We start from the raw sequence: 21,802 nt of genomic DNA on the forward strand, positions 1-21,802 counted from the left end.
GGACGGTGACCGGGGCCGACGCCCCGTTGACCGGTCACGTCGTGGTGGCCGAGCAGGCGACGCCGGTGCTCCGACAGATGGACGACTATGGGGCGTGAGCCCTCGCCGACTGCATATCCGGCAGCGGCCCGGCACCGCGAGGGCGGTACCGGGCCGCTGAGGTGCTGCGCAGTGGCGTCAGCCTTGGCGGGCCTTGAAGCGGGGGTCCTTCTTGTTGATCACAAAGGTCACGCCACGCCTGCGCACCACCTGAGCGCCGGGTTTGGCCTTCAGCGAGCGCAGGGACTTACGTACCTTCATAGCGGCCTCCTTGCCGGGCCTTGCAGGGGTCGGACGGCTCGGGCCGTCAGGGACGGACGGCAGCGGTACGGCCGTAGCGGCGCTCGAAGCGCTCCACTCGACCCGCGGTGTCCGCGACCCGCGAAGTACCGGTGTAGAACGGGTGACTCGCGGACGAGATGTCCACGTCGACGACCGGGTACGTTGCGCCGTCCTCCCACTCCACCGTGCGCTGTGCGTCGAGGGTGGAGAGGGTGAGCAGTTGGAAGCCCGCGGCACGGTCGCGGAAGACGACGGGGCGGGAGACGGGGTGGGTGCCGGACCTCATGGGTGGTGCCTCCTTGCGAAGCCTCGGTCGACGACCGAGGCGGGTGTCATCGTTCCTCGCGGAACAGAACGTGCTTGCCGGCCGCCGGGTCGTACTTGCGCACGACCAGCCGGTCGGGGTGGGTGAGACGGTTCTTGCGCGTCACGTAGGTGACTTTGGTGCCGGCCGTCGACCTGAGCGTGACGACGGGCCGCGTGGTGCTGCGTGCCATGAGGACTCCTTCCACCACCACCGAGTGCTTTGACTCGGTCATGTCATGCAGTGGTAGTAACAAGGCCGCCCGGCGCGTCATTCCCGATGACCGGTTACCACAGCGAGCAGCGGTGCGCGACTGCTTTGTCGCGCTCACTCATCGCTGCGAGCGACCGTCCACAGCCCCACGGTGATCGGCCGCACCGTCCCGCACCAACGTTGCCGAGCTCGCGGTCGGGTATCGGCCGCGCATCAGCCCTGCCGCGATGGTCGAAGGCCGCAGGCCGGGAGCCGACGACGGTCTCTACAGCCGGATCAGGTGCGACGGTCACAAGATCGACGGCCTTGGCGCCCGCCACCTTCCGCAGCGTGTCGACCATGTCGGCCACCCGGACGGTCACGGCGGCAGCGGACACCGCCGCCTGCAGAGAGACAGCGAGCTGTCGCGCCGCGCACCAGCCGGGATCTGCGGGATCTGCTCGGTGAAGGCCCGGCGCGGGCAGCGGGCCTCGCGGCACCACCGTCGGCTTGTGCCAGCGGAACTCCAATCCGCTCTCGCCGTACGGGGGATCGCGCGGCCGGGTCACCGCCGAGCCCTTCACCCGCTCGGCGAATCCCCCGCAGTCCGGGTAGGCCCGGTGGCCGGCGCCGGGTCCGCCGTGCAGGACCACCAGCGGTGTCCTGCCCCGTTCGCCCGTGATCCGGTACCAGGCGGGGAGGGTGCGGGAGCGGCGGTCTGCGCCTCGGCGCCGCCGGTCCTGGCGGGGACCGCCCCGGCGGCGAAAGCGATACGCCCGGAGGAGGCGTGTCCGTCCCCCGCCCTGGCCCTGGCCCTCTCGTCCGCCGTGACCAGGTGAACTCGACGCCTCCCATCGGTCAGCCGCTCAACCCGCGCGACGGACACCCCGTCGAGGTCGAGCGGCAAAGTCGTCTCATCGATCCGGCGATTACGCAGGTCCACGGGCGCCCTGGACCCGGGGCCGTGCGAATGCGTCACGACAATCGGCCAGGGTGTGGTTCGCTGCTGGGATGACTCAGGACCTGGAGATCGTCGCGTTCGAATCCGCCGAGGCATTCCAGGCATGGCTCGGGGAGAACCACGCCGTCTCGCCCGGCATCTGGCTCAAGCTTCGCAAGAAGGGCCCCGGAATCATCACGCTGGACTACGCCCAGGCGCTCGACGTGGCACTCTGCTACGGCTGGGTCGACGGCCAGAAGGCCAAGTTCGACGACCAGTGGTGGCTCCAGCGGTTCACCCCGCGCAAGCCGCGCAGCAAGTGGTCCAAGACCAACCGGGACAAGGTGACCGCCCTGGTCGAGCAGGGCCGGATGCGTCCGCCGGGGCAGGCCGAGGTCGACCGCGCCAAGGCAGACGGCCGCTGGGAGGCGGCCTACGACGGCGCGAAGACCGCCACGGTGCCGGACGACCTCACGGTGGCCCTGACCGCCGACCCGTCCGCGGCGGCGTTCTTCGAGACACTCGACCGACAGAACCGATACGCGATCCTGTACCGGATCCAAGACGCCAAGAAGGCCGAGACCCGAGCGCGCCGGATCGAGAAGTACGTGGCGATGCTGGCGAAGGGCGAGAAGCTGTACCCGTAGTCACAGAGAGGGATCGTGGCCGTGTGGTGGCTGCCCTCGCCGAGCGCGACGAATCGCCAGAAACCCTGAGCAGGCGCTCCGCTCAAGATCGAAGACCCACTTATACGCGACCACTGTTCCTGAAACACTGCGCTTCGGGTGGGTCGATATCTATGGCCGCGAGGTGAGGGTTTGCCACGTCACACGGAAAGTGTTTTTGCTGCAATCAGCAGGACGGGGCCATTTACCGCACCCAGGCCGCCATCTCATGCTACTGTCGATCTCAGTTGCAGTTGCGACTCACTAAAACTTCAAGCGTCTTCATCGGCATTTTCGGCCGCTGGCGGCGTTTTCGCATTGCCCGTCGTGTTCCGGACGGCGCATCAGCGCGGGTCCCGGCGTACCGCCCAAGAGGAGATATGACATGGCGTCAGGCACTGTGAAGTGGTTCAACGCGGCCAAGGGTTTCGGCTTCATCGAGCAGGACGGTGGGGGCGCCGACGTATTCGCCCACTTCTCGAACATCGCCGCCCAGGGCTTCCGCGAGCTGCTCGAAGGCCAGAAGGTCACCTTCGACATCGCGGCGGGCCAGAAGGGCCCGACGGCCGAGAACATCGTCCTCGCCTGACGCTGACTCGCACTTCGTAGCTGGGGCCCGCATCCCTCGGGGTGCGGGCCCCAGCTGCGGATATTTCCCGCAGTGGTGCGACCTGCGGAACGAGAAGCGTCACACCCAGGATCTCACGCCCATACGGCGTCGGAAATTCTTCGATGCAATCCGCATCAGATGTACTGCACTCCAGATTCTTTTTCGCGTCCATTCGGTCCGTTCTTGTGATTCCCCGCGCTGCTTCGGCTGCGGGAATTCCTTGATACGTGCCGTATCAAGGAAGGTTCTCAGTGAACTCCGCACGTACCCATGACCGCTTTTCCCGCCGCAGCCGTTTCGGATCATCCGCCCCGAGCCGTTCCGGGGGTCCCAGCCGTGCGGGCGGCTACGGCCGGCGGCCCGCAGCGGTGCAGGGCGAGTTCGCCCTGCCGGAGACGATCACTCCCGCGCTGCCCGCGGTCGAGGCGTTCGCCGACCTCGACATGCCCGAGCCGTTGCTGGCCGCGCTGACCGCACAAGGCGTGAGCGTCCCGTTCCCGATCCAGAGCGCGACCTTGCCCAACACCCTCGCGGGCCGCGACGCCTTGGGACGCGGGCGCACCGGTTCCGGCAAGACCCTCGCCTTCGGCCTGGCGTTGCTGGCCCGCACCGCCGGACAGCGCGCCGAGCCCCGCCAGCCGCTGGCCCTGGTCCTCGTGCCGACGCGCGAACTGGCCCAGCAGGTGACCGACGCACTCACCCCCTACGCCCGCTCGGTGCAGCTGCGTCTTGCCACGGTCGTGGGAGGAATGTCGATCGGCAGGCAGGCCAATGCGCTGCGCAGCGGTGCCGAGGTCGTCGTCGCGACGCCGGGACGGCTGAAGGACCTCATCGACCGCGGGGAGTGCCGGCTGAACCAGGTCGCCATCACTGTCCTGGACGAGGCGGACCAGATGGCAGACATGGGCTTCATGCCCCAGGTCACCGCACTCTTGGACCAGGTCCGCCCCGAGGGCCAGCGGATGCTGTTCTCCGCCACCCTCGACCGCAACGTCGACCGCCTGGTCCGCCGCTACCTCACCGATCCGGTCGTCCACTCCGTCGACCCGTCCGCGGGTGCGGTCAGCACCATGGAACACCACGTGCTGCACGTCCACGGCGCGGACAAGCACTGGACGACGACGCAGATCGCGGCGCGCGAAGGCAGGGTGATCATGTTCCTGGACACCAAGCACGCCGTCGACCGGTTGACGCAGGACCTGCTCAACAGCGGAGTGCGGGCCGCCGCCCTGCACGGCGGCAAGTCACAGCCGCAGCGCACCCGGACTCTGACCCAGTTCAAGACCGGGCACGTCACCGTGCTCGTGGCCACGAACGTGGCGGCCCGCGGCATCCACGTCGACAACCTCGACCTGGTCGTCAACGTCGATCCGCCGACCGACCACAAGGACTACCTGCACCGCGGCGGCCGCACCGCGCGCGCCGGCGAGTCGGGCAGCGTCGTCACCCTGGTCACCCCCAACCAGCGCCGCGACATGACCCGTCTCATGACCGCCGCCGGCATCATGCCCAAGATCACCCAGGTCCGCTCCGGCGAAGAGGCACTCAGCCAGATCACCGGCGCCCAGACGCCCTCCGGCATCCCCGTGACGATCACCGCGCCGGTCGCCGAGCGACGTCCGCGCAGCACGTCGTCCTCACGCGGCCGACGCAGCCCCGCCTCGGCCACCCGGCGCAGGACCCGGCAGTCCGCGTTCAACGCGGCGGCGTAAGGACTTCGTGTTCAGGTTCAGGACGCCGGCCCACCTCTGCAGGAGGCACGTTGTGACGATGGTTCAGATGCAGCCCCGCTCGACGGGCGCCGCCCCCGTTCCCAGGACAGTGGCCGACGCCATGCAGACGGCCGGACCGCAGGTCTGCGACGACATGAGCGTCGAGGTGGCCCTGTCCGTCATGGCGAGCGCCCGCACCGCACACCTGCTCGTCTGCGACAACGACGGCGTATGCACCGGACTTCTCACCCAGGCCCAGCTCACCCTGGTCCGCGACAGCTCCGTACACACCGACCGGATCCAGCTGCGGGACATCCTCGTCGTCCCAGGGCCCTTCGCCTCACCCGTGACCACGATGACCGAAGCCGAGCACGCGATGCGCTACCGCCGCCTCGATGCTCTGCCCGTGGTCGACGAACACGGCAACGCCCTGGGCATCCTCGCCCTGGCCCGCTGAACCGCCTGGCCCGCCTGGCCCGCCTGGCCCGCCTGGCCCGCGGCAGAACCATCCCCTCGTTCTACTCCTGTGAGGCATCATGCGCTGTGTCATCGCCCGCTTCCCCTTCGATCTCACCAAGAGCGGCGTCCTGGAATCGATGAAGGGCGTCAAGCCCGAGAAAGTCGTCGGGCCGTCCGTGATCGTCGGCCGCCGCACCTACCCTGCCAAGCAGGTCGGGCAGGTCGTCACCCGCCAGGACCGCCGCGACTTCAGCGCCGGAGAAGTCCTGCGGGCCATGACCCAGCTCGGCTTCACCTGCCGCGACCATTCCCAAGCCGCTGCACCCACACGCACGCTCAGCGCGTTCCAAGAGGCTTCCGCGATGCTCGGGGCCCCCGCAACCGTCTGACCGACGGGCAGGTGTGAGCCGCGACCTCAGCAGCAGCGAGCTTCGCCGCCGTCACCGTGCACTTCAGCACCATCCTTCTGGCGCCACCGAGGAAACCGGGCCACCGCGGCAGCCATGCCGGTCGCCCGGGTCCCCGCCGGCGCGACGGCGACCCGGGACGACCTGCCATCAGGTGCGGGTCCAGCGTTGGTTGCTGCCGTTCGAGCAGGAATAGAGCTGGATCAGGGTGCCGTTGGCGGTGCCGCTCGCGACGGCGTCGAGGCAGAGGCCGGACTGGACGCCGACGATGGACCCGTCCGAGTTGAGGCGCCATTTCTGGTTGTCGCCGCCCCAGCAGCTGTAGATCTGTACCTTGGTGCCGTTGCCGGTGCCGGCGGCGTCCAGGCACTTGTTGCCGTAGACCCTGAGCTCGCCGGCGGCGGTGGACGTCCACTGCTGGTTGGTTCCGCTGTTGCAGTCCCACAGCTGGAGCTGGGTGCCGTCGGCGGTGGTGGCGCCGGGCACGTCCAGGCAGCGGCCGGAGCCGACGCCCTTGATCTGTCCGCCGCCCGCAGGAGGTGTGGTGGTGCCGCCGTTGAGTGCGTTGAGAACGGCGGTGTAGGCGGGCTTCTTACTGCCGTCGCCGTTGAACAGCAGCGGCGTCTGATCCGATCGCCAGGAGTCGGTGTCGCGTACACCCCAGACGGTGATGCCGAGGCAACGCGAGACGGCCAGACAGTCGTTGGTCACGTTGGCGTACGTCGAGGCCGGGGCGCCCTGGATGTCGAGTTCGGTGATGGCCACGTCGACGCCGAGGGCGGCGAAGCTCTGCAGGGTGGTGCGGAAGTTGCTGTTGTAGGGGCTGCCGCTGTTGAAGTGCGACTGGAAGCCGACGCAGTCGATCGGCACGCCCCGCTGCTTGAAGTCCCGGACCATGGCGTACACGGCCTGGGTCTTGGCCCAGTTCCAGTCCTCGACGTTGTAGTCGTTGTAGCAGAGCTTCGCCGCCGGGTCGGCGGCGCGCGCGGTGCGGAAGGCGACCTCGATCCAGTCGTTGCCGGTGCGTTGCAGGTTGGAGTCCCGCCGGGCGCCCGAACTGCCGTCGGCGAACGCCTCGTTCACGACGTCCCACTGGGCGATCTTGCCCTTGTAGTGGCTCATCACGCCGTTGATGTGGTCGATCATCGCCTGGCGCAGTGTGCTGCCGCTGAGGCTCTGCATCCAGCCGGGCTGCTGGGAGTGCCAGGCCAGGGTGTGTCCGCGGACCTGCTTGCCGTTCTGCACGGCCCAGTTGTAGACGCGGTCGCCGGCAGTGAAGTTGAACTGGCCCCGCTGCGGCTCGGTGGCGTCTATCTTCATCTCGTTCTCGGGCGTCACCATGTTGAACTCACGGCCCGCGATCCCGGTGTAGGCCGAATCACCCAGCCTGCCCGAGGCGATGGCGGTGCCGAAGTAGCGGCCGCTCTGCGCGGCCGCGGCGCCGAGCGTGCTTTCGGCGGCGTGTGCGGCGGGCGGCGTAACCAGTGCGGCGACCGCGCTGACGACGCCGATAAGCACCGCCAGCAGCAGACTGCGGATTCTCCACCGGACACCATGTCCGGGAAGGGCATACAAACCCATGGCTGTGCCTCCAAAGTAGACATCACGGAATGGCTGAAGCGCAGGGGGACGACGTCTGCCGCTCCCCCTCGGCTGACGGACGGGGCCGCCCGGAAGCCGGGCAGCAGGGGATGACCGGGCGCCCGGTCGTCAGACCGGGACGATTTGGCCGACACGCTCGGCACCCGCTCGGCCGTTGGGCGACATTCGGCGGGCGACGCGCTGTCTCGGCACGGGCACGGGCACGGGCACGGGGGTACTCCATCGCGGCTCAGCCGGGGCCGTCACGCGGCGTCGCGTACCTCCTCCCACTGCACGAAGAGCCAGCTGCGCTGGTGCGGACCGCACCGGAACGAACGGGGTGGCGCAGGTGCTGTGGTGCGTGGATGTGCCCTGCAGTTGTGCGCGGATCCGTGGTGCAGCACCTTTGCGCATGGCCAACGCGGTTCGAGATCTCGGACCGCGCTCGGCCCTCGCTGAGGGATGATTGATGCATTGACGGTGGCTCGTCAATGCATTCTGCGAAGAAAGTTTCCTTCTCTTCTACGAAACATTCGAAGACGCGTCAGGCCGGACAGCGGGCCCCGGGCAAGGCCCAAGCCGCGACCAGAGCAAGTACGCGAACACCGCCGCCCGACCCTCCCGCCCCTGTTCAGACCCCTTCGACTGCAGTGAGATACCGCTTTCTTCCCCGAGCGTTTCCGTCGTTGTGGCAGCCCGCCACGCCCCGCAGGAGAAACTGATTTACAGGCAGAACAGCGATAGGCCTTGACCAAGGGACCCTGCATTCCTAGCTTGGCCGTCGAACGAACCATGAACTTCTCGAATGTTTCGACAAGGAGGAGCCCCTCAGATGGGCTTACCGGTGAGTGATCAGGCAGACGGCGATTCCGAGGAAGGCTTCGTGGATGTCGTCGCGCGTTCCCAGCGGATGCGGACGGGACCGAAGCCGTGCAGCAAGGAAATCGTCTGCTCGACACCCGGCGGAAGGTGCCCAGGCCGGTCCCCGGAATCCTGTCCAGCAGTGGCAGCGGTCGAGGGACGTCGTTGCGGTTGCCGCCGGTCAGTGACACCGCGAGCGGGAGCCCTGACCGGAGGTGATGACGTGATGTCTGCTGCCCGGGCGTGCGCGATCGACCGGGCCGGATCCGCGCGTGGGCCTCTGCGAGCTGGTACGGCTGGTCCCACACGCCAGCTTCGTCGACTGTTCGGGGTTAGGCAGCACGGCTCGTGCAGCGCGGAGAGTGTGAGGTGAGGACGACTTCGAGCGAGCCCTCGCCTCATCAGGCGGCCATGTACTCGAAGGCGAACAACCCGGCCGTCGTCCCCGCGAACAGGACCCGGCCGTCCGCGGACCAGGAACACGACCACACGGCGCTGTCGGTGCGCATCATGGTCAGGGCCTCCCCGCTGGCGGGGGCGTGGATCCGTATGGTCTCATCCGCTCCGCCGCTGGCGAGGCAGGAGCCGTCGGGGCTGAAGGCCACCGCTCGCACCGGTCCGCGATGACCGCTCAACATGCGCACCATGGCCCCGGTGGACGCATCCCAGAGCCGCACCGTCGTATCGCTGCTGCCGGTGGCCAGCAGCCGGCCGTCCGGGCTGAAGGCCACCGTGTGCAGCTGGTCGGTGTGGCCGACCAGGGAGCGAACCACGTCGCCGGTGGACGGATCCCAGATCCGCACCGTTCTGTCGTGGCTGGCGGTGGCCAGGAACGTGCCGTCGGGGTGGAAGGCGAGCGCACGCACCGGCCCTCGATGGCCGTTCAGGATGCGCACCATGGCCCCCGTGGAGGGGTCCCAGAGCCGCACCGTCGTATCGCTGCTGCCGGTGGCCAAGCGCGCGCCGTCCGGGCTGAACGCCAGCGCATGCAGCTGGTCGGTGCGTCCCCGCAAGGTGCGTACCGTCTCGCCGGTTTCCATGTTCCACAGCCGCATCGTCCTGTCGCTGCTGCTGGTCGCCAGGCGGGTGCCGTCCGGGCTGAAGGCCACGGCCAGCACCGCGCCCTGGTGTCCCCGCAGGCTGCGGGTGACGTCGCCGGTGACGGGGTCCCAGATCGGCACAGCGGTGTCGCGGCTGCTGGTGACGACGCAGGAGCCGTTCGGGCTGACGACGACCGCGTGCAGTTGCTCGGCGCGGCCGGTCAGGGGCACCGGTGTGCTGCCGGCCGTCGGTTCCCACGCCAGGGCGATGCGGTCGTTCCCGCCGGTGACGAGGCGAGCGCCGTCCGGGGCGAAGGCCACCGTGAGCACCGCCCCCCGATGCCCGGTCAGGCTGTGCACCACTTGGCCGGTGGCGGTGTCCCAGATCCGCACGAGGGCGACATGGCTGCCGGTGGCGAGGCGGGTACCGTCCGGGCTGAAGCCCGCGGCTCGCACCACCCCGGACAGATCGTGTACGGCCACCGCTCCACCGGGCCCCCAGATCCTGAGGGTGCGGTCGTTGCTGCAGGACAGCAGGCGGGACCCGTCGGGGGTGAACGCCAGCGCGCGCACCTGCCCGCGGTGCCCGGTGAGCACGCGCGACGCCCGGAGAGCGCGGGGAGGGCCGTCGCCCGGTCTGCGGTCGGGACCGGGAGACGTGAGGTCCCAGAGGCGTGCGGTCGTGTCCGCGCCGCCACTGGCCAGACGTGAGCCGTCCCGGTCGAACACCACGGCGGACACGAGGCCTCCGTGACCGCTCGCCGTGTGCAGCACCTCACCGGTCGCCGGATCCCAGATCCGCACCGTCGTGTCGCTGCTGCCGGTGGCCAGGAGAGAGCCGTCCGGGCTGAACGCCACGGCAAGGACCGGCCCGTCGTGCCCCCTCATGGTGCGCACCGGCTGGCCGGTGGTCGCGTCCCAGATCCGTGCGGTCGCGTCACGGCCGCCGGTGACCAGCAGACGGCCGTCGGGGCTGAAGGCCACAGCACGTACCGGTCCTTGGTGTCCGGTCAGGGTGTGGAGCGCCTCCCCGGTGACCGAACTCCACATCCGTACGGTCGTGTCACGGCTGCTCGTGGCGATACGCACGCCGTCCGGGCTGTACGCCACCGCGTGTACCGGCCCGCGGTGACCGGTGAGCGTGCGCATCAGGGCGGGATCGGGCAGGTCCGGAGGAGGCCAGCGGTCGATGAGGGCGGGTGTGCCGGCGGGCAGCGGGCGGGCCGGCCAGTGCGGGGCATCGGTGATACGGCTGCGCAGGACCGTGTCGAGGGCGTGCGGCGGGGTGGTGGGGGTGAGCAGGTGGGCGGCTTGGGCCAGTTGGCGGGCGAGAGGCTGGGCCGGGGCTCCCAGGCGGTCGAGGTCACGCCAGGGGGCAGTGGGACCCCGCTGGTGCAGACGTGCCCGGATCCACCGGAAGTCCCCTGCGAGGACGAGCGCAGGTGCGGCTCGGCCGGCGTCGAGGAAGTGCTCGATGAGATGATCCAGCAGGTATCCGACCGTGATCTGCCACCACGCCACCGATCCGTCCTCGGCTGCGGGCAGGGATGCCTCGACGGCGTCGAGCAGAGCGGCGTTCGCGGTGCTCAGCCCCGCGGGTCCCAGTTCCGTACGCAGGTAGTCGCGGACGACGTCATGGACGGTGACGGCTCCGCCGGCCACGGTCGTCTCGATGGTGAGCAGCGACAGGTCGGCCATCTGCTTGCACAGGGCGCGGGAGTCGGTCTCGTCCAGGTTGCCGGTGGCCTGCCACAGCGTCGCCACCAGGTCGATGGGCACACTCTCGTCCTCGGCGAAGACCCCGAGTTCGTTGAAGCGCTGCTCTGCCCCCGCGTGCGGCAGGAGGGTCGAGGCGGCGCGGATGCTGGCCCGTACGGCGGTGTTGCGCTGGTCGGGGTCGTTGAGGTCGAGGGTGCCGTCGGGGTCCTGGACGGCGGGCCCGTCGGCACGCAGCCGCCGCAGGAGCGTTCTGGCCGCGTCGGTGGGGTCGGCTCCGGTGGCCGTCTGGTCGAGGAGGAACTTGTTCGCGATGCCCAGCAGCAGCGCCCAGCGTCCCGTCGCCTTGACCAGTTCCTCCACCACCTCGCGGCGCGGCGGGGTGGTGAGGCGGTGGGTGAGCAGGAGTCGGGCCTGATCACCCGTCATACGGTCCACTTCGATGCGCACCGCGGCGGCCGGGAGCACATCGGCCCTCCGCGTGGTCACCAGCCGGACACAGGAGCGCTCGGCACCCAGGAGGAACGGGGTGAGCTGCTCGCGTTCCCATACGTCGTCGATGATCAGCAGGGTGCGCGGCCGCTCGGCGAGAAGGGCACCGAGATGGGCTCCGGCCCGCTCGGGGTCGGAACCGCTCTCCGTGGTGTCGCCGGTGAGCAGCCGGGTTTCCTCCACGACCTTCGCCGCGATGGCCGCACGGCCGCGCACCTCCCGGCCCATGGTGATCAGGTGTACGCCGCCCGGGAAGCGGCGCTGCACCGAACGCTGGGCAGCCACGTATCTCGCCAGGCTGGTCTTGCCGAACCCGCCGGCCCCGTGCAGACCGGCGGTGATCGCCACCGGGGCGCGGTTCCCCCAGCGCCCGGTGCGCCTGCGCACCGCCTTGACGACGACGGCCGCTTCGTCTCTGTTCACCCACCAGTCCGGCACCTGGGGCGGCGCAGGACGGCTGCTTGCGGCCGTGGATGCGCCGGGGACCGCACGCAAGGACACGGCCAGAGCGACGAGGCCCGATACCGAGCCGAAGACGCTCGCCACCGGGTCGGCAACACCCCAGCCATCCCGCACTGCCGTCACCAGCAGCCACACCGCGGCCGCCACGCATACGGCGATGGCGGCCCGTGTCCCCCAGCGTCCCCGTGATCCCATGGGGTCTGATCATTCCCCCCGGCACCGGATCAGTGCCAGTCCCTCACCCCGGACCACCGGCCTGGGCCGTTCTTCGGGTCCGCCACGCACGAGGCAGCACGGCTACGTGACCGCCAAGTCGAAGAGCATGGACTCGCCGATTCGCGACCAGACAGCGGGAAGCGACCGCGCCACGCCTGAGCGCTGGCCCGGCCCACGCGAACTGGCCACGTAGTACAGGGGTCGGCCGGATTCGCGAGCGAGTCTCTCCCGCGTCCCGGGGCCGGGTCGTATCGGGTGCCAAGTCAGTCGCGGGTCAGTCCAGCGAAGGACCAGCACCGGGTGCAGGCGTGCCGGGCGTGGAACAGGGCTTCGTGCGCGAGAACACGGTCGCACCGCACGTGAAGCCGTCACGGTGCTCGTAGGCGTCCAGCAATCCTGGGCTTTCGCCGGCCCTGGAGTACCCCCGCGCGTCCAGTCGCGGCTGGTGGCGTCGCCGACGTCGGTGTTGATGCCGTGGCCCCCGGTGGGGGGGGGCCTGGTGGCCGGTGTCGCCCGCGAGCCAGACCCGGCCGCGTCCGCGTGGGTAGGAGCCGGGGCGGGCCAGAGTGCAGGCGGGGGTGCGGGCCCTGGTCGACGCCGGTGACCACTGGCGGTCACCTCCAGGCGCCCCTGGCCGCGTGCCGCTGAACGTCACGGCCGGCACTCCGTTATACGGGGGTGGACAACGAAGACGCAGCGTGTCACCGGGCAGAGCCCCGGCCCCGCCGAAGGCCCCCGGGCGGGGTGAGCCGCGTCGCATAGGCGTAAGCGGACTTGCTATGCAACGAGTTGCATAGCACGATCGTCGGCATGGCGCTCGAACACGCGATCCTGGTGTCGCTCCTGGAGAAGCCGGCGTCCGGCTATGAGCTGGCCCGGCGTTTCGAGCGGTCCATCGGCTACTTCTGGACCGCGACCCACCAGCAGATCTACCGCGTGCTCAAGCGCATGGAGAACGACGGCTGGGTCGATGCCCGCGACGTCCCGCAGCACGGACGGCCGGACAAGAAGGAGTACTCCGTCGCCGACCTCGGCCGGGCCGCGCTGTCCTCGTGGCTGCACGACCCGATCGAGCCGGAGAGCGTCCGCCACGACCTGGCGGTGAAGATCCGCGGTGCCGCGTTCGACGACCCGGCCGCCCTGATCCAGGAGGTGGAACGTCACCGGCAGGCGCACCGCGACCGGCTGGCGCACTACCTCGCGGGCGAGGAGCGCGACTTCACCGGGCCCGAGGCGAACGCGGCCCCGCCGGACGCGCCGCTCGACGCGGAACGCGAACTCCAGCACGTCGTCCTGCGCGGCGGCATCGCCTACGAGCGGATGATGATCGGCTGGCTGGAGGATGTGCTCGCCACGCTGGCCCGCTTCGGCCCCGGCCACTGACCACCGAGGCGGTCACCGGCTGCTCGGCTCCTCCTGCTCCCCCAATCTCCGGACTTCTCCCTCTCTCACCTACCCTTCCGTCCAAAGAGGTTCCTCACCATGGCTGACCAACTCCTCTTCAACCCGCGCACCTACGACCCCGCGCACTTCGATCCCGAGACGCGCCGCCTGCTGCGTGCCACCGTCGACTGGTTCGAGGAGCGCGGGAAGCGGCAGCTGATCGAGGACTACCGCACGCGCGCCTGGCTCGGTGACTTCCTCGCCTTCGCCGCGAAGGAGAACCTGTTCGCCACCTTCCTGACGCCCTCCTCCGCCGCCGGGGAGGGAGAGGCGGACAAGCGGTGGGACACCGCCCGCATCGCCGCGCTCAACGAGATCCTCGGCTTCTACGGCCTGGACTACTGGTACGCCTGGCAGGTGACCATCCTCGGCCTCGGCCCGGTCTGGCAGAGCGACAACGCGGCCGCCCGCGATCGCGCCGCCCAACTCCTCGACCAGGGCGAGGTGTTCGCCTTCGGCCTGTCCGAGAAGACCCACGGTGCCGACATCTACTCCACCGACATGCTCCTGGAGCCGGACGGCGACGGCGGCTTCCGCGCCACCGGCTCCAAGTACTACATAGGCAACGGCAACGCAGCCGGACTCGTCTCCGTCTTCGGGCGCCGCAGCGACGTCGAGGGCCCCGACGGCTACGTGTTCTTCGCCGCCGACAGCCGTCACCCGGCCTACCACCTGGTGAAGAACGTCGTCGACTCGTCCAAGTTCGTCAGCGAGTTCCGCCTGGAGGACTACCCCGTCCGCGCCGAGGACGTCCTGCACACCGGCCGCGCCGCCTTCGACGCCGCCCTCAACACCGTCAACGTCGGCAAGTTCAACCTGTGCACGGCCTCGATCGGCATCTGCGAACACGCCATGTACGAGGCCGTCACCCACGCGAACAACCGCGTCCTGTACGGCCGTCCCGTCACCGCCTTCCCGCACGTGCGGCGGGAGTTGACCGACGCCTACGTCAGGCTCGTCGGGATGAAGCTGTTCAGCGACCGTGCCGTGGACTACTTCCGCTGCGCCGGTCCCGACGACCGGCGCTACCTGCTCTTCAACCCGATGACGAAGATGAAGGTGACCACGGAGGGCGAGAAGGTCATCGACCTGATGTGGGACGTCATCGCCGCCAAGGGCTTCGAGAAGGACAACTACTTCGCCCAGGCGGCCGTGGAGATCCGCGGACTGCCGAAGCTGGAGGGCACGGTCCACGTCAACCTGGCGCTGATCCTGAAGTTCATGCGCAGCCACCTCCTCGACCCGGCCGACTACCCCGACGTGCCGACCCGCCTCGACGCCGCCGACGACACCTTCCTGTTCCGGCAGGGTCCGGCCCGCGGCCTCGGCTCGGTCCGCTTCCACGACTGGCGGCCCGCCTTCGAGTCGTACGCACACCTGCCCAACGTCGCCCGCCTGCGCGAACAGGCCGACGCCCTGTGCGAGTTCGTCGCCACCGCGGCCCCCGACGCCGAACAGAGCCGCGACCTCGACCTCCTCCTCGCCGTCGGCCAGCTCTTCGCCCTCGTCGTCCACGCACAGCTCGTCCTGGAGCAGTCCCGCCTCACCGGCCTCGACGAGGACGTGCTCGACGAGCTCTTCGCCGTCCTCGTACGGGACTTCTCCGCGCACGCCGTCGAGCTGCACGGCAAGGACTCGGCGACCGGCCTGCAGCAGGAGTGGGCGCTGGGCGCGGTCCGGCGGCCCGTTGTCGACCCGGCACGCACCGAGCGAGTCTGGCAGCGGGTCGAGTCGCTGTCCGGCGCGTACGAGATGACCCCGTAGGCACGTCACGCCGTACCGTCACCGGTGGTGGCCGAGCCGCACGGCCCGGCCACCACCGCCGCACCCTGTCGGCGCCGACACAGCACGGGGCTCTCACCACCCGGCATCCGCGACGGCCCCGCTGGAGCAACCACACCTACTCGCCGCCATCCGCCCATCGGCCCGCCACCGCCGGAAAGACTGTGGCGGACCAAGGGAGCCGGCAACTGCGACTTTGGTCGATGATGCCGCTACCTCAGGACGACTGCGCACCCTCTCGTGCTGCCCCAGGGTGGGACTTCCGTACATCGAGGAGGCAGCATGGCGTTCTTCCGAACACGGGCAAGGGCAGGCCTGATCACGCGGGCGGCGGGGGCGATCGGACTCTCGGTTGCGGCCCTGTCCTCTCCCGCGGTGGCCCTGCCGGCCCCCGCGGCGACCCCCACCCAGCTGTATGTCGCGCCCTGGGGCAAGGACTCCTGGCCCGGCACCCTGGACCGACCCTTCGCCACACCGGCACGCGCCCAACAGGCCGTACGCGCCCGGGCGCCGCGCATGACGTCGGACCTGGTGGTGAACCTGCGCGGCGGGACGTACCGCCTGAAGGCGCCGCTGCGACTGTCGGAGGCCGCGGGGGACTCCGGCCGGGGCGGCCACCGGGTGACCTACCAGGCGTACGGCTACGGAACACCGCGGCAGGAGCGGGTGACGATCAGTGGCGGCCGTCGGATCTCCGGGTGGCGGCCGGACCGACGGCGCACGGGATTCTGGCGCGCGGACGTGGGCGGGCTCGAGACCCGCCAGCTCTACGTCGGGGACCGGCGCGCCACACGACTCACACGCGAGGGTGCGGGCTTCCCGGGTGTGCTGAAGGCGACCAGAACCGGTTACGTCACCACCAGTACCGTCCCCCGGACCTGGCGGAACCCCGCCGACATCGAGTTCGTCTACCGAGCCGGCTATCTCGAGGGCCGCTGCGGAGTCGCAGGGATCTCGGCAAGCGCCGGCCGAACCACCATCACGATGGACCAGCCGTGCTGGAGTCTGGCCCAACAGCTGTATGGGGGCACGGAGTTGCTCGAAGCTCCCAGCAGCGTGGAGAACTCCCCCAGCTTCGAGCCCAAGGCCGGAAGCTGGTATCTCGACCGCTCCCGGCCAGGACACCATGAGCTGCTGTACTTCCCCCGGCCCGGACAGGACATGCGCCGGGCCGGCGTGGTCGCCCCGGTCCTGGAGTCCCTGGTCACCGGCACCGGTGGGGCGGGCCGTCCCCTCCACGACATCGGCTTCCGCGGCCTGACGTTCGCGTACGCCACCTGGCTGGCGCCCAGCGAACCCGCCGGATTTCCCTCGGCGTGGAGCATGTACCTGCGGCCCGGGAAGGGCGAGGACGCGAGGCTGCTCACGGTGCCCGGCACGGTCGCCTTCCGCACCGCCGAGCGGATCACCTTCGAGGGCAACCGTTTCACCCACCTGGGCGCCCAGGCGCTGGAGTTCTCCGAGAACAGCTCGTACAACGTCGTCGACGGCAACGTCATCAGCGACGTCTCCGACGGCGGCATCCTGATGGGAGTGGTCCCGCCCGACCAGAAGGGAACCAACCGCGGCAACCGGATCACCAACAACTGGGTCCACCACATCGGCGCGGAGTACCACGCGGCCTCCGGCATCTGGGACACCGCAACCCAGGAGACCACCCTCGCGCACAACCAGGTCAACGACGTGCCCTACTCCGGCATCCTCTCCGGACCCAGCGACGACCTGCGGGGCATCATGCGCGGCAACCGCATCCTCGACAACCGCGTCTTCGCGACGAACCGGCTCCTGGAGGACGGAGGCGGCATCTACCTGCGCGGAGAACAGGGCACCTCCTTCGCCGACGGGGCCGTCATCAGCGGCAACGCGGTCACCCACAGCAGGCACGGCGAGTGGAACGTCGGCATCTACACCGACGACAGCAGCAATTGGGTCACCGTGGAAGGCAACACCGTCTACGACTACGTCGCCTCCATCGGCGGCTGCAGCGAGGAATGGGGCAACCGTCCCGTCCAGAACGTGCGCTACCGCGGCAACTTCTGGGACGACACCGTGCCGGAATGGGTCGAGCGACGGACGTTCCCCGGAGCCTGGCCCCCGGCCAACGCCCAGAACCCGGAGGAGGGCTGCGGAGAACCCCACCGCCTCTCCTTCACCGACAACACCCTGCTGTCTCCCCGCAACCCCGGCCAGGCCTGCGCCTCCGACACCGCCTGCGCCGCCGTCCTGGCGAACGCCGGCCCGCTCCCGTCGTACCGCCAGCGCCTGGGCATGCCGTGACGGAACGCCGGATCGCGTGCGCGGGACGGCATCGCGAACCTCGCGTCTGCCGCTGCCACTTGCTCGGGTAAGGGTTCCCGAGCGGCCCGGGCCACGTCCACGATCGCGCGCCTCGGTGAGCGCGGCTGAACCGTGGCGCGATTCGGCGGCCTCTCGCACTCTCACGCGCGCAGGTCGCTCGACACTCCACTTGGCATGGCCAGAGTGAAAGTGCGCACCGTTTTGGTGAAATCGCGGTCACAGGCGAAAGAAGGAGTGCTAGACATCGGACCGACCTGATCGGGTCAACTCCCTGTGGCCGCCCCGTTGAGGAGAGAGCCGAACGCGAGGCGAAACCGAGCGGATAGGACGACCGTGTCGCACACCCCCACTCCCGTGCGCCGAGGATTCGGTGCCCGCAATCTGCGTGTGGCCCAAAAGCTCCAGGCCATCCTGTTGATTCCGGTGCTCGTTGCCCTCGTCCTCGGCGGTGTACGGGTCAACCGCACCGTCGACACCTGGCAGAGCGCCAAGGACGCGGTCCGCGTGGCAGAACTGGTCCAGGCTGCCAACAAGTACGCCAGTGACGCCATCGACGAACGCGACGTCTCCGTCATCCCGTTGGTGAAGGGCGACCGCGGCTCCAGCACGGTCGCCAAGGCCCGGCACCTCACCGACGCGGACGCCAAGGAGTTCAACGCGGCGGTCGCCCGTATCCCGAGGACTGACGGACTCCAGCGCCGGATCGAGCTCGTCCGCGCGGGTGAGAGGCAACTTCCCTCGGTACGCGCGGGCGCCTTCACCTCCCGGCTGTCCGGGGTGCGGACCGAGGAGAGCTACCACGCCGTCCAGCACCCGCTGATGGAGATCTCCAACGAACTGGGCTTCGGCATCGCCAGCCAGGCCACCTACGGGCGCACCCTCTACGCCGTCTCGCTCACCCAGGCCGCCGAGTCGCTGATCCGCGCCATCGGCACCCACCTCCTCGTCGAGGACCGCAGCAAGCTGGCCAAGGGCGAACTGCAGTCCCAGATCGCCTCGTTCAGCTCCTACGTCTATCTCGAACAGGTCGCGCTCCAGGAGTACGCCGGCTTCGCCGGTACCGCCGAGACGGCCAGACTGCGCGAGGCACTGGCGGACGCGGAGAAGAAGGGACAAGAGCAGTCGGCCGAGGCGCGGACGCAGGCCGAGGCGGCCGGCAAGAACTTCGTCCCCCCACCGAGCCTGGCCAGGATGACCGGCGCCATCGCCACCGGCGCGACGGCCACCCGCCTCGCCGAGCAGGGCATCACACCCGAGACCTTCTTCGCGGCCTCGACCCTCGGCTTCGACGCCTACCGCAGTGTCGAGGTCTACCTCACCGAGACCGCGCTGGCCCAGGCACACACGATCGCCGACGACGCCCGCAACTCCGCAATCGTCAACGCCGTGCTCGTGCTCGCCGCCGTCCTCGCCGCCTTCCTCCTCGCGACTTGGGTGGCCCGCACGATGAGCACCAGCATGCGCCTGCTCAGCACCTCCGCCCACGAGATCGCCGGACAGCGGCTGCCGGCCACGCTGACTCAGCTGACCCGCACCGTCCCCGGCAGAGTCGACGCCACCGTGGAACCCATCCCGATCACCACCACGGACGAGATCGGCGAGGTCGCCCGCGCCTTCGACCACGTGCACCGCGAAGCCGTCCGGCTCGCGGCCGAACAGGCCCTGCTGCGCGCCAACATCAACACGATCCTCAGCAACCTGGCCCGTCGTAACCAGTCCCTGATCGAGGGCCAGCTCTCCATGATCACCCAACTGGAGGACAGGGAAGCCGACCCCGACCAGCTGGAGAACCTCTTCCAGCTCGACCACCTCGCCACCCGCGTACGCCGCAACGGCGAGAACCTCCTGGTGCTCAGCGGCGAAGCCCCCGTCCAGCAGTGGGACCAGCCGACGCCCCTGGTCGACGTCCTGCGCGCCGCGGTCTCGGAGGTCGAACAGTACGAGCGCATCCAGCTCTCCGGTGTTCCCGAGATCCAGATCGACGGCCGTGCGGTGAACGACCTGGTGCACCTGCTCGCCGAACTCCTGGAGAACGCCACGACCTTCTCGTCACCGCACGCCCCGGTCGATGTGACCGCCGCGCGGCTGCCCGACGGCAGGATCATGCTCGAGATACACGATCAGGGGATCGGCCTACCGCCCGAAGAGGTGGCCGAAGTCAACCGCGACCTGGTCGAACCGCCCACCGTGGACGCCGCGATCTCCCAACGCATGGGCCTGTTCGTGGTCGGTCGGCTGGCCGACCGGCACAGCATCCGCGTCCAGCTGCGCCCCTCCGCCGAAGGCCGGGGAACGACGGCCCTGGTGATGCTGCCCGACACGGTCACGCACCGAGCGGCTACGGAGGAACCCGACTCCGACACCATGGCCCTGGTCGCTTTCGTGGACGCTCGTTTCACCGACGGCACCGCACGTGCCGACGGGACGTGGGACGACGAGCCGTTCTGACCCGAGGCGCCCGGTCCCCGCCGGGGACTCCGCCGGGGCGGCCCCTTCAGTAAGGGCTCACCCCGGCGGGCACGGGGTTACGGCAGCGGCGGGTAGGCGTTCTGCATCAGCTGCTGGAACTGGGCGGAGAACCAGTGACCGGCGAGCGGTGCGTTCGGCAGGGCCCCGGTGGGGTTGTTGCCGTTGCGGGCGTTGCCGCCGTAGGTCGGGTCGCACATGCGGTCGAAGCCCTTGCCCTCGTCATTGGGCACGGCGGCACTGTTGCCGTCGGACTCTCCCGGCGGCTTGACCCACACGTAGGCGTCCACGCCGGTGGCGGGGGCGGCGGTGGGCCGCTGACCGATTCCGGCGCCGCTCTGGTTGCACCAGTTGCCGGCGTGGATGCGCCGGTCGATGCGGCCGCCGTTGACGTAGTCGTCGACGGAGGTCTGCGGGCCGGGGCCGGTGGGCCGGGCGGAGCCGCCCCAGCCGTTGCGGGAGGTGTCGATCAGCATGCCGAGACCGGAGTCGAACCCGGCGGCGACCAGCTTGTCCCGCAGGCCGAGCGCGAACGACTGCTCGTCCACGTACTGGTTCCAGTCGACCCACTTCGACTGGCGTATGGTCTGCCCGTTCACCATGTCGGTGACCTTGAAGTTGGGCTCCTTGACGGGGCTGTAGTTGGCGGTGTTGACGATGAAGCCGGCCACGTCGCTCACGTTCGCGCCGTTGGTCGTGGCGACCTTGTAGAACTCCTGCACCGACGGGCCGAGGTTGCTGTCCCAGCCCAGCCAGCCGTGGTGGCCGGCGTCGATGTAGTTGTAGACGTTCGCGAGGGCGCCGAGCTTGTCGAGAGCGTAGGAGACGCCCTTCTCGTAGTTGCCGTTGCTCTTCATGGTCACGCAGGCGTCGGTGGTGGTGTTGGTGCCTCCGGCGTTGGTGACCAGGTTCGGCAGCGAGTCGGGCTCGATGACGGTGGCGATCCGCAGGCCCGCGTACTTCGATTCGGAGAGGATCGAGGTGATCGGGTCGATGTACTGGCTCTTGTACTTGTCGAGGTCGTTCGGCCCCAGTTCGCCGTTGGAGGCGAGGGCGGCACAGTCACGGCCCGGCAGGTCGTAGATGACCAGCTGGACGACGAGTTCGCCGCTGCCCTTCTGCTTCAGCGCCTCGTCCAGGTGGGCGCGCAGGCCCATGCCGCCGTTCACACCGTTGATGGCGGCGATCCGGTCCAGCCACACGGCGGTGGGCTGGTTGGAGATGCGGCTGCCGCCCGGTTCGGCGGCGGCCTTCGCGGACCACTCCGGGTTCACGTAGGCCTTGGCGCCGACGTAGGGGTTGGCGACCTTCGGCCCACCCGGGCCGGGGTCGGTGGGTCCCGGGTCGGTCGGCCCCGGATCAGTCGGCCCCGGGTCGGTGGGGCCACCGCCGTCGACGTTGCAGGTCACGCCGTCGAGGGTGAAGGTGGCCGGGACGGCGTTGCTCCCGCTGTAGGACGCCTGGAATCCGAAGCCGACCGAACCCCCGGTGGCGAGCGTGCCGTTGTAGCTCTCGTTGGCGGCCGTGACGGAGGAACCGCTCTGGCTTATCCGCGCGTTCCAGCCATTGCTGATCTTCTGGTTTCCGGCGTACGACCACTTCAGTGACCAACTCGACTTGGCCGCGCCGTTGTTGGTGATCGTGACGGCTGTCGTGAAGCCGGTGTCCCACTGGTTCTGGACCTTGTAGTCCACTGTGCAGGGTGCGGCCGCGGCGGCGGCTCCGGCCGGCGCCGATACGAGTGCGGCCGCTGAGGTCCCGCTGAGCAGCGCGAGGGCTGCGAGCAATGAGGTCTTGGTGCGACTCATGATGAAGCATTCCTTCTGGTTGGAGGA

General features: G+C 69.6%; 16 protein-coding genes and 1 pseudogene. 9 read left to right on the forward strand and 8 right to left on the reverse strand.

The features are described 5' to 3' along the window. Nucleotides 1-177: 177 nt before the first annotated feature. From ykgO to D1369_RS42770, 4 genes are all read right to left on the reverse strand, one after another. A complete protein-coding gene (gene ykgO / locus D1369_RS01025; protein WP_006130958.1) occupies nt 178-300 on the reverse strand; it encodes a type B 50S ribosomal protein L36 in 123 nt (40 codons plus the stop codon). 46 nt (nt 301-346) lie between these two features. Continuing rightward, the gene (locus D1369_RS01030; RefSeq protein WP_007387011.1) at nt 347-607 is read right to left on the reverse strand and encodes a type B 50S ribosomal protein L31; all 261 of its coding nucleotides are present in this window, start codon (nt 605-607) and stop codon (nt 347-349) included. 46 nt (nt 608-653) lie between these two features. Next, on the reverse strand, nt 654-818 hold the full coding sequence (gene rpmG / locus D1369_RS01035; protein WP_007387010.1) for a 50S ribosomal protein L33: 165 nt from the start codon (nt 816-818) through the stop codon (nt 654-656). A gap of 94 nt (nt 819-912) precedes the next feature. Continuing rightward, on the reverse strand, nt 913-1,470 hold the full coding sequence (locus D1369_RS42770) for a hypothetical protein (protein ID WP_007387009.1): 558 nt from the start codon (nt 1,468-1,470) through the stop codon (nt 913-915). 358 nt (nt 1,471-1,828) lie between these two features. Between D1369_RS42770 and D1369_RS01040 the strand changes: the two genes are divergently transcribed. From D1369_RS01040 to D1369_RS01060, 5 genes are all read left to right on the forward strand, one after another. Continuing rightward, nucleotides 1,829-2,404 carry a YdeI/OmpD-associated family protein gene (locus D1369_RS01040; RefSeq protein ID WP_202477158.1) on the forward strand — a complete coding sequence of 192 codons (576 nt, stop codon included), beginning with the start codon at nt 1,829-1,831 and terminating at the stop codon, nt 2,402-2,404. A gap of 403 nt (nt 2,405-2,807) precedes the next feature. Beyond that, nucleotides 2,808-3,011, forward strand: a complete 204-nt coding sequence (locus D1369_RS01045; protein WP_007387007.1) for a cold-shock protein — start codon at nt 2,808-2,810, stop codon at nt 3,009-3,011. A 272-nt stretch (nt 3,012-3,283) separates the two neighbouring features. Then, entirely contained in the window at nt 3,284-4,744 is a 1,461-nt protein-coding gene (locus tag D1369_RS01050; protein ID WP_007387006.1) for a DEAD/DEAH box helicase, read from the forward strand. Between the two features lie 52 nt (nt 4,745-4,796). Continuing rightward, nucleotides 4,797-5,201 carry a CBS domain-containing protein gene (locus tag D1369_RS01055; RefSeq protein WP_037902574.1) on the forward strand — a complete coding sequence of 135 codons (405 nt, stop codon included), beginning with the start codon at nt 4,797-4,799 and terminating at the stop codon, nt 5,199-5,201. Between the two features lie 79 nt (nt 5,202-5,280). After that, on the forward strand, nt 5,281-5,592 hold the full coding sequence (locus D1369_RS01060; RefSeq protein WP_007387004.1) for an SCO5918 family protein: 312 nt from the start codon (nt 5,281-5,283) through the stop codon (nt 5,590-5,592). A gap of 168 nt (nt 5,593-5,760) precedes the next feature. Here the strand turns inward: D1369_RS01060 and D1369_RS01065 are convergent, their stop codons facing one another. The 3 genes and pseudogenes from D1369_RS01065 to D1369_RS01070 all read right to left on the reverse strand — a co-directional run bounded on the left by D1369_RS01065 (nt 5,761) and on the right by D1369_RS01070 (nt 11,957). Then, nucleotides 5,761-7,191, reverse strand: coding sequence for an endo-1,4-beta-xylanase (locus D1369_RS01065; protein WP_007387003.1), 1,431 nt, complete (start codon nt 7,189-7,191; stop codon nt 5,761-5,763). Between the two features lie 838 nt (nt 7,192-8,029). Continuing rightward, nucleotides 8,030-8,311, reverse strand: a pseudogene (locus tag D1369_RS43660) (IS5/IS1182 family transposase); the annotation flags it as partial. 142 nt (nt 8,312-8,453) lie between these two features. After that, nucleotides 8,454-11,957: an NB-ARC domain-containing protein gene (locus D1369_RS01070; RefSeq protein ID WP_007387002.1), complete on the reverse strand. Its 3,504-nt coding sequence runs from the start codon at nt 11,955-11,957 to the stop codon at nt 8,454-8,456. An 831-nt stretch (nt 11,958-12,788) separates the two neighbouring features. On the opposite strand from D1369_RS01070, the gene D1369_RS01075 reads away from it, so the two are divergent. The 4 genes from D1369_RS01075 to D1369_RS01090 all read left to right on the forward strand — a co-directional run bounded on the left by D1369_RS01075 (nt 12,789) and on the right by D1369_RS01090 (nt 19,949). After that, a complete protein-coding gene (locus D1369_RS01075) occupies nt 12,789-13,361 on the forward strand; it encodes a PadR family transcriptional regulator (RefSeq protein WP_007387001.1) in 573 nt (190 codons plus the stop codon). Nucleotides 13,362-13,460: 99 nt separating this feature from the next. Next, a complete protein-coding gene (locus tag D1369_RS01080; protein ID WP_118082196.1) occupies nt 13,461-15,185 on the forward strand; it encodes an acyl-CoA dehydrogenase family protein in 1,725 nt (574 codons plus the stop codon). Between the two features lie 300 nt (nt 15,186-15,485). Continuing rightward, on the forward strand, nt 15,486-17,480 hold the full coding sequence (locus D1369_RS01085; RefSeq protein ID WP_118082197.1) for a right-handed parallel beta-helix repeat-containing protein: 1,995 nt from the start codon (nt 15,486-15,488) through the stop codon (nt 17,478-17,480). A gap of 375 nt (nt 17,481-17,855) precedes the next feature. Next, the gene (locus tag D1369_RS01090) at nt 17,856-19,949 is read left to right on the forward strand and encodes a nitrate- and nitrite sensing domain-containing protein (protein WP_240436033.1); all 2,094 of its coding nucleotides are present in this window, start codon (nt 17,856-17,858) and stop codon (nt 19,947-19,949) included. Between the two features lie 77 nt (nt 19,950-20,026). On the opposite strand, the gene D1369_RS01095 is transcribed toward D1369_RS01090, so the two are convergent. Next, nucleotides 20,027-21,775, reverse strand: coding sequence for a glycoside hydrolase family 6 protein (locus D1369_RS01095; protein WP_007386997.1), 1,749 nt, complete (start codon nt 21,773-21,775; stop codon nt 20,027-20,029). Nucleotides 21,776-21,802: the final 27 nt, after the last annotated feature.

The organism is Streptomyces sp. CC0208, assembly GCF_003443735.1.
GTDB lineage: Bacteria > Actinomycetota > Actinomycetes > Streptomycetales > Streptomycetaceae > Streptomyces > Streptomyces sviceus.

Bases quoted from the DNA above. Each gene is read 5' to 3' on its own strand.
- D1369_RS01080 (WP_118082196.1), top strand. From the start codon at position 13,461: ATGGCTGACCAACTCCTCTTCAACCCGCGCACCTACGACCCCGCGCAC.
- D1369_RS01085 (WP_118082197.1), top strand. From the start codon at position 15,486: ATGGCGTTCTTCCGAACACGGGCAAGGGCAGGCCTGATCACGCGGGCG.
- ykgO (WP_006130958.1), bottom strand. From the start codon at position 300: ATGAAGGTACGTAAGTCCCTGCGCTCGCTGAAGGCCAAACCCGGCGCT.
- D1369_RS01065 (WP_007387003.1), bottom strand. From the start codon at position 7,191: ATGGGTTTGTATGCCCTTCCCGGACATGGTGTCCGGTGGAGAATCCGC.
- D1369_RS01040 (WP_202477158.1), top strand. From the start codon at position 1,829: ATGACTCAGGACCTGGAGATCGTCGCGTTCGAATCCGCCGAGGCATTC.
- D1369_RS01075 (WP_007387001.1), top strand. From the start codon at position 12,789: ATGGCGCTCGAACACGCGATCCTGGTGTCGCTCCTGGAGAAGCCGGCG.
- D1369_RS01095 (WP_007386997.1), bottom strand. From the start codon at position 21,775: ATGAGTCGCACCAAGACCTCATTGCTCGCAGCCCTCGCGCTGCTCAGC.
- D1369_RS01045 (WP_007387007.1), top strand. From the start codon at position 2,808: ATGGCGTCAGGCACTGTGAAGTGGTTCAACGCGGCCAAGGGTTTCGGC.
- D1369_RS01030 (WP_007387011.1), bottom strand. From the start codon at position 607: ATGAGGTCCGGCACCCACCCCGTCTCCCGCCCCGTCGTCTTCCGCGAC.
- D1369_RS01070 (WP_007387002.1), bottom strand. From the start codon at position 11,957: ATGGGATCACGGGGACGCTGGGGGACACGGGCCGCCATCGCCGTATGC.
- D1369_RS01060 (WP_007387004.1), top strand. From the start codon at position 5,281: ATGCGCTGTGTCATCGCCCGCTTCCCCTTCGATCTCACCAAGAGCGGC.
- rpmG (WP_007387010.1), bottom strand. From the start codon at position 818: ATGGCACGCAGCACCACGCGGCCCGTCGTCACGCTCAGGTCGACGGCC.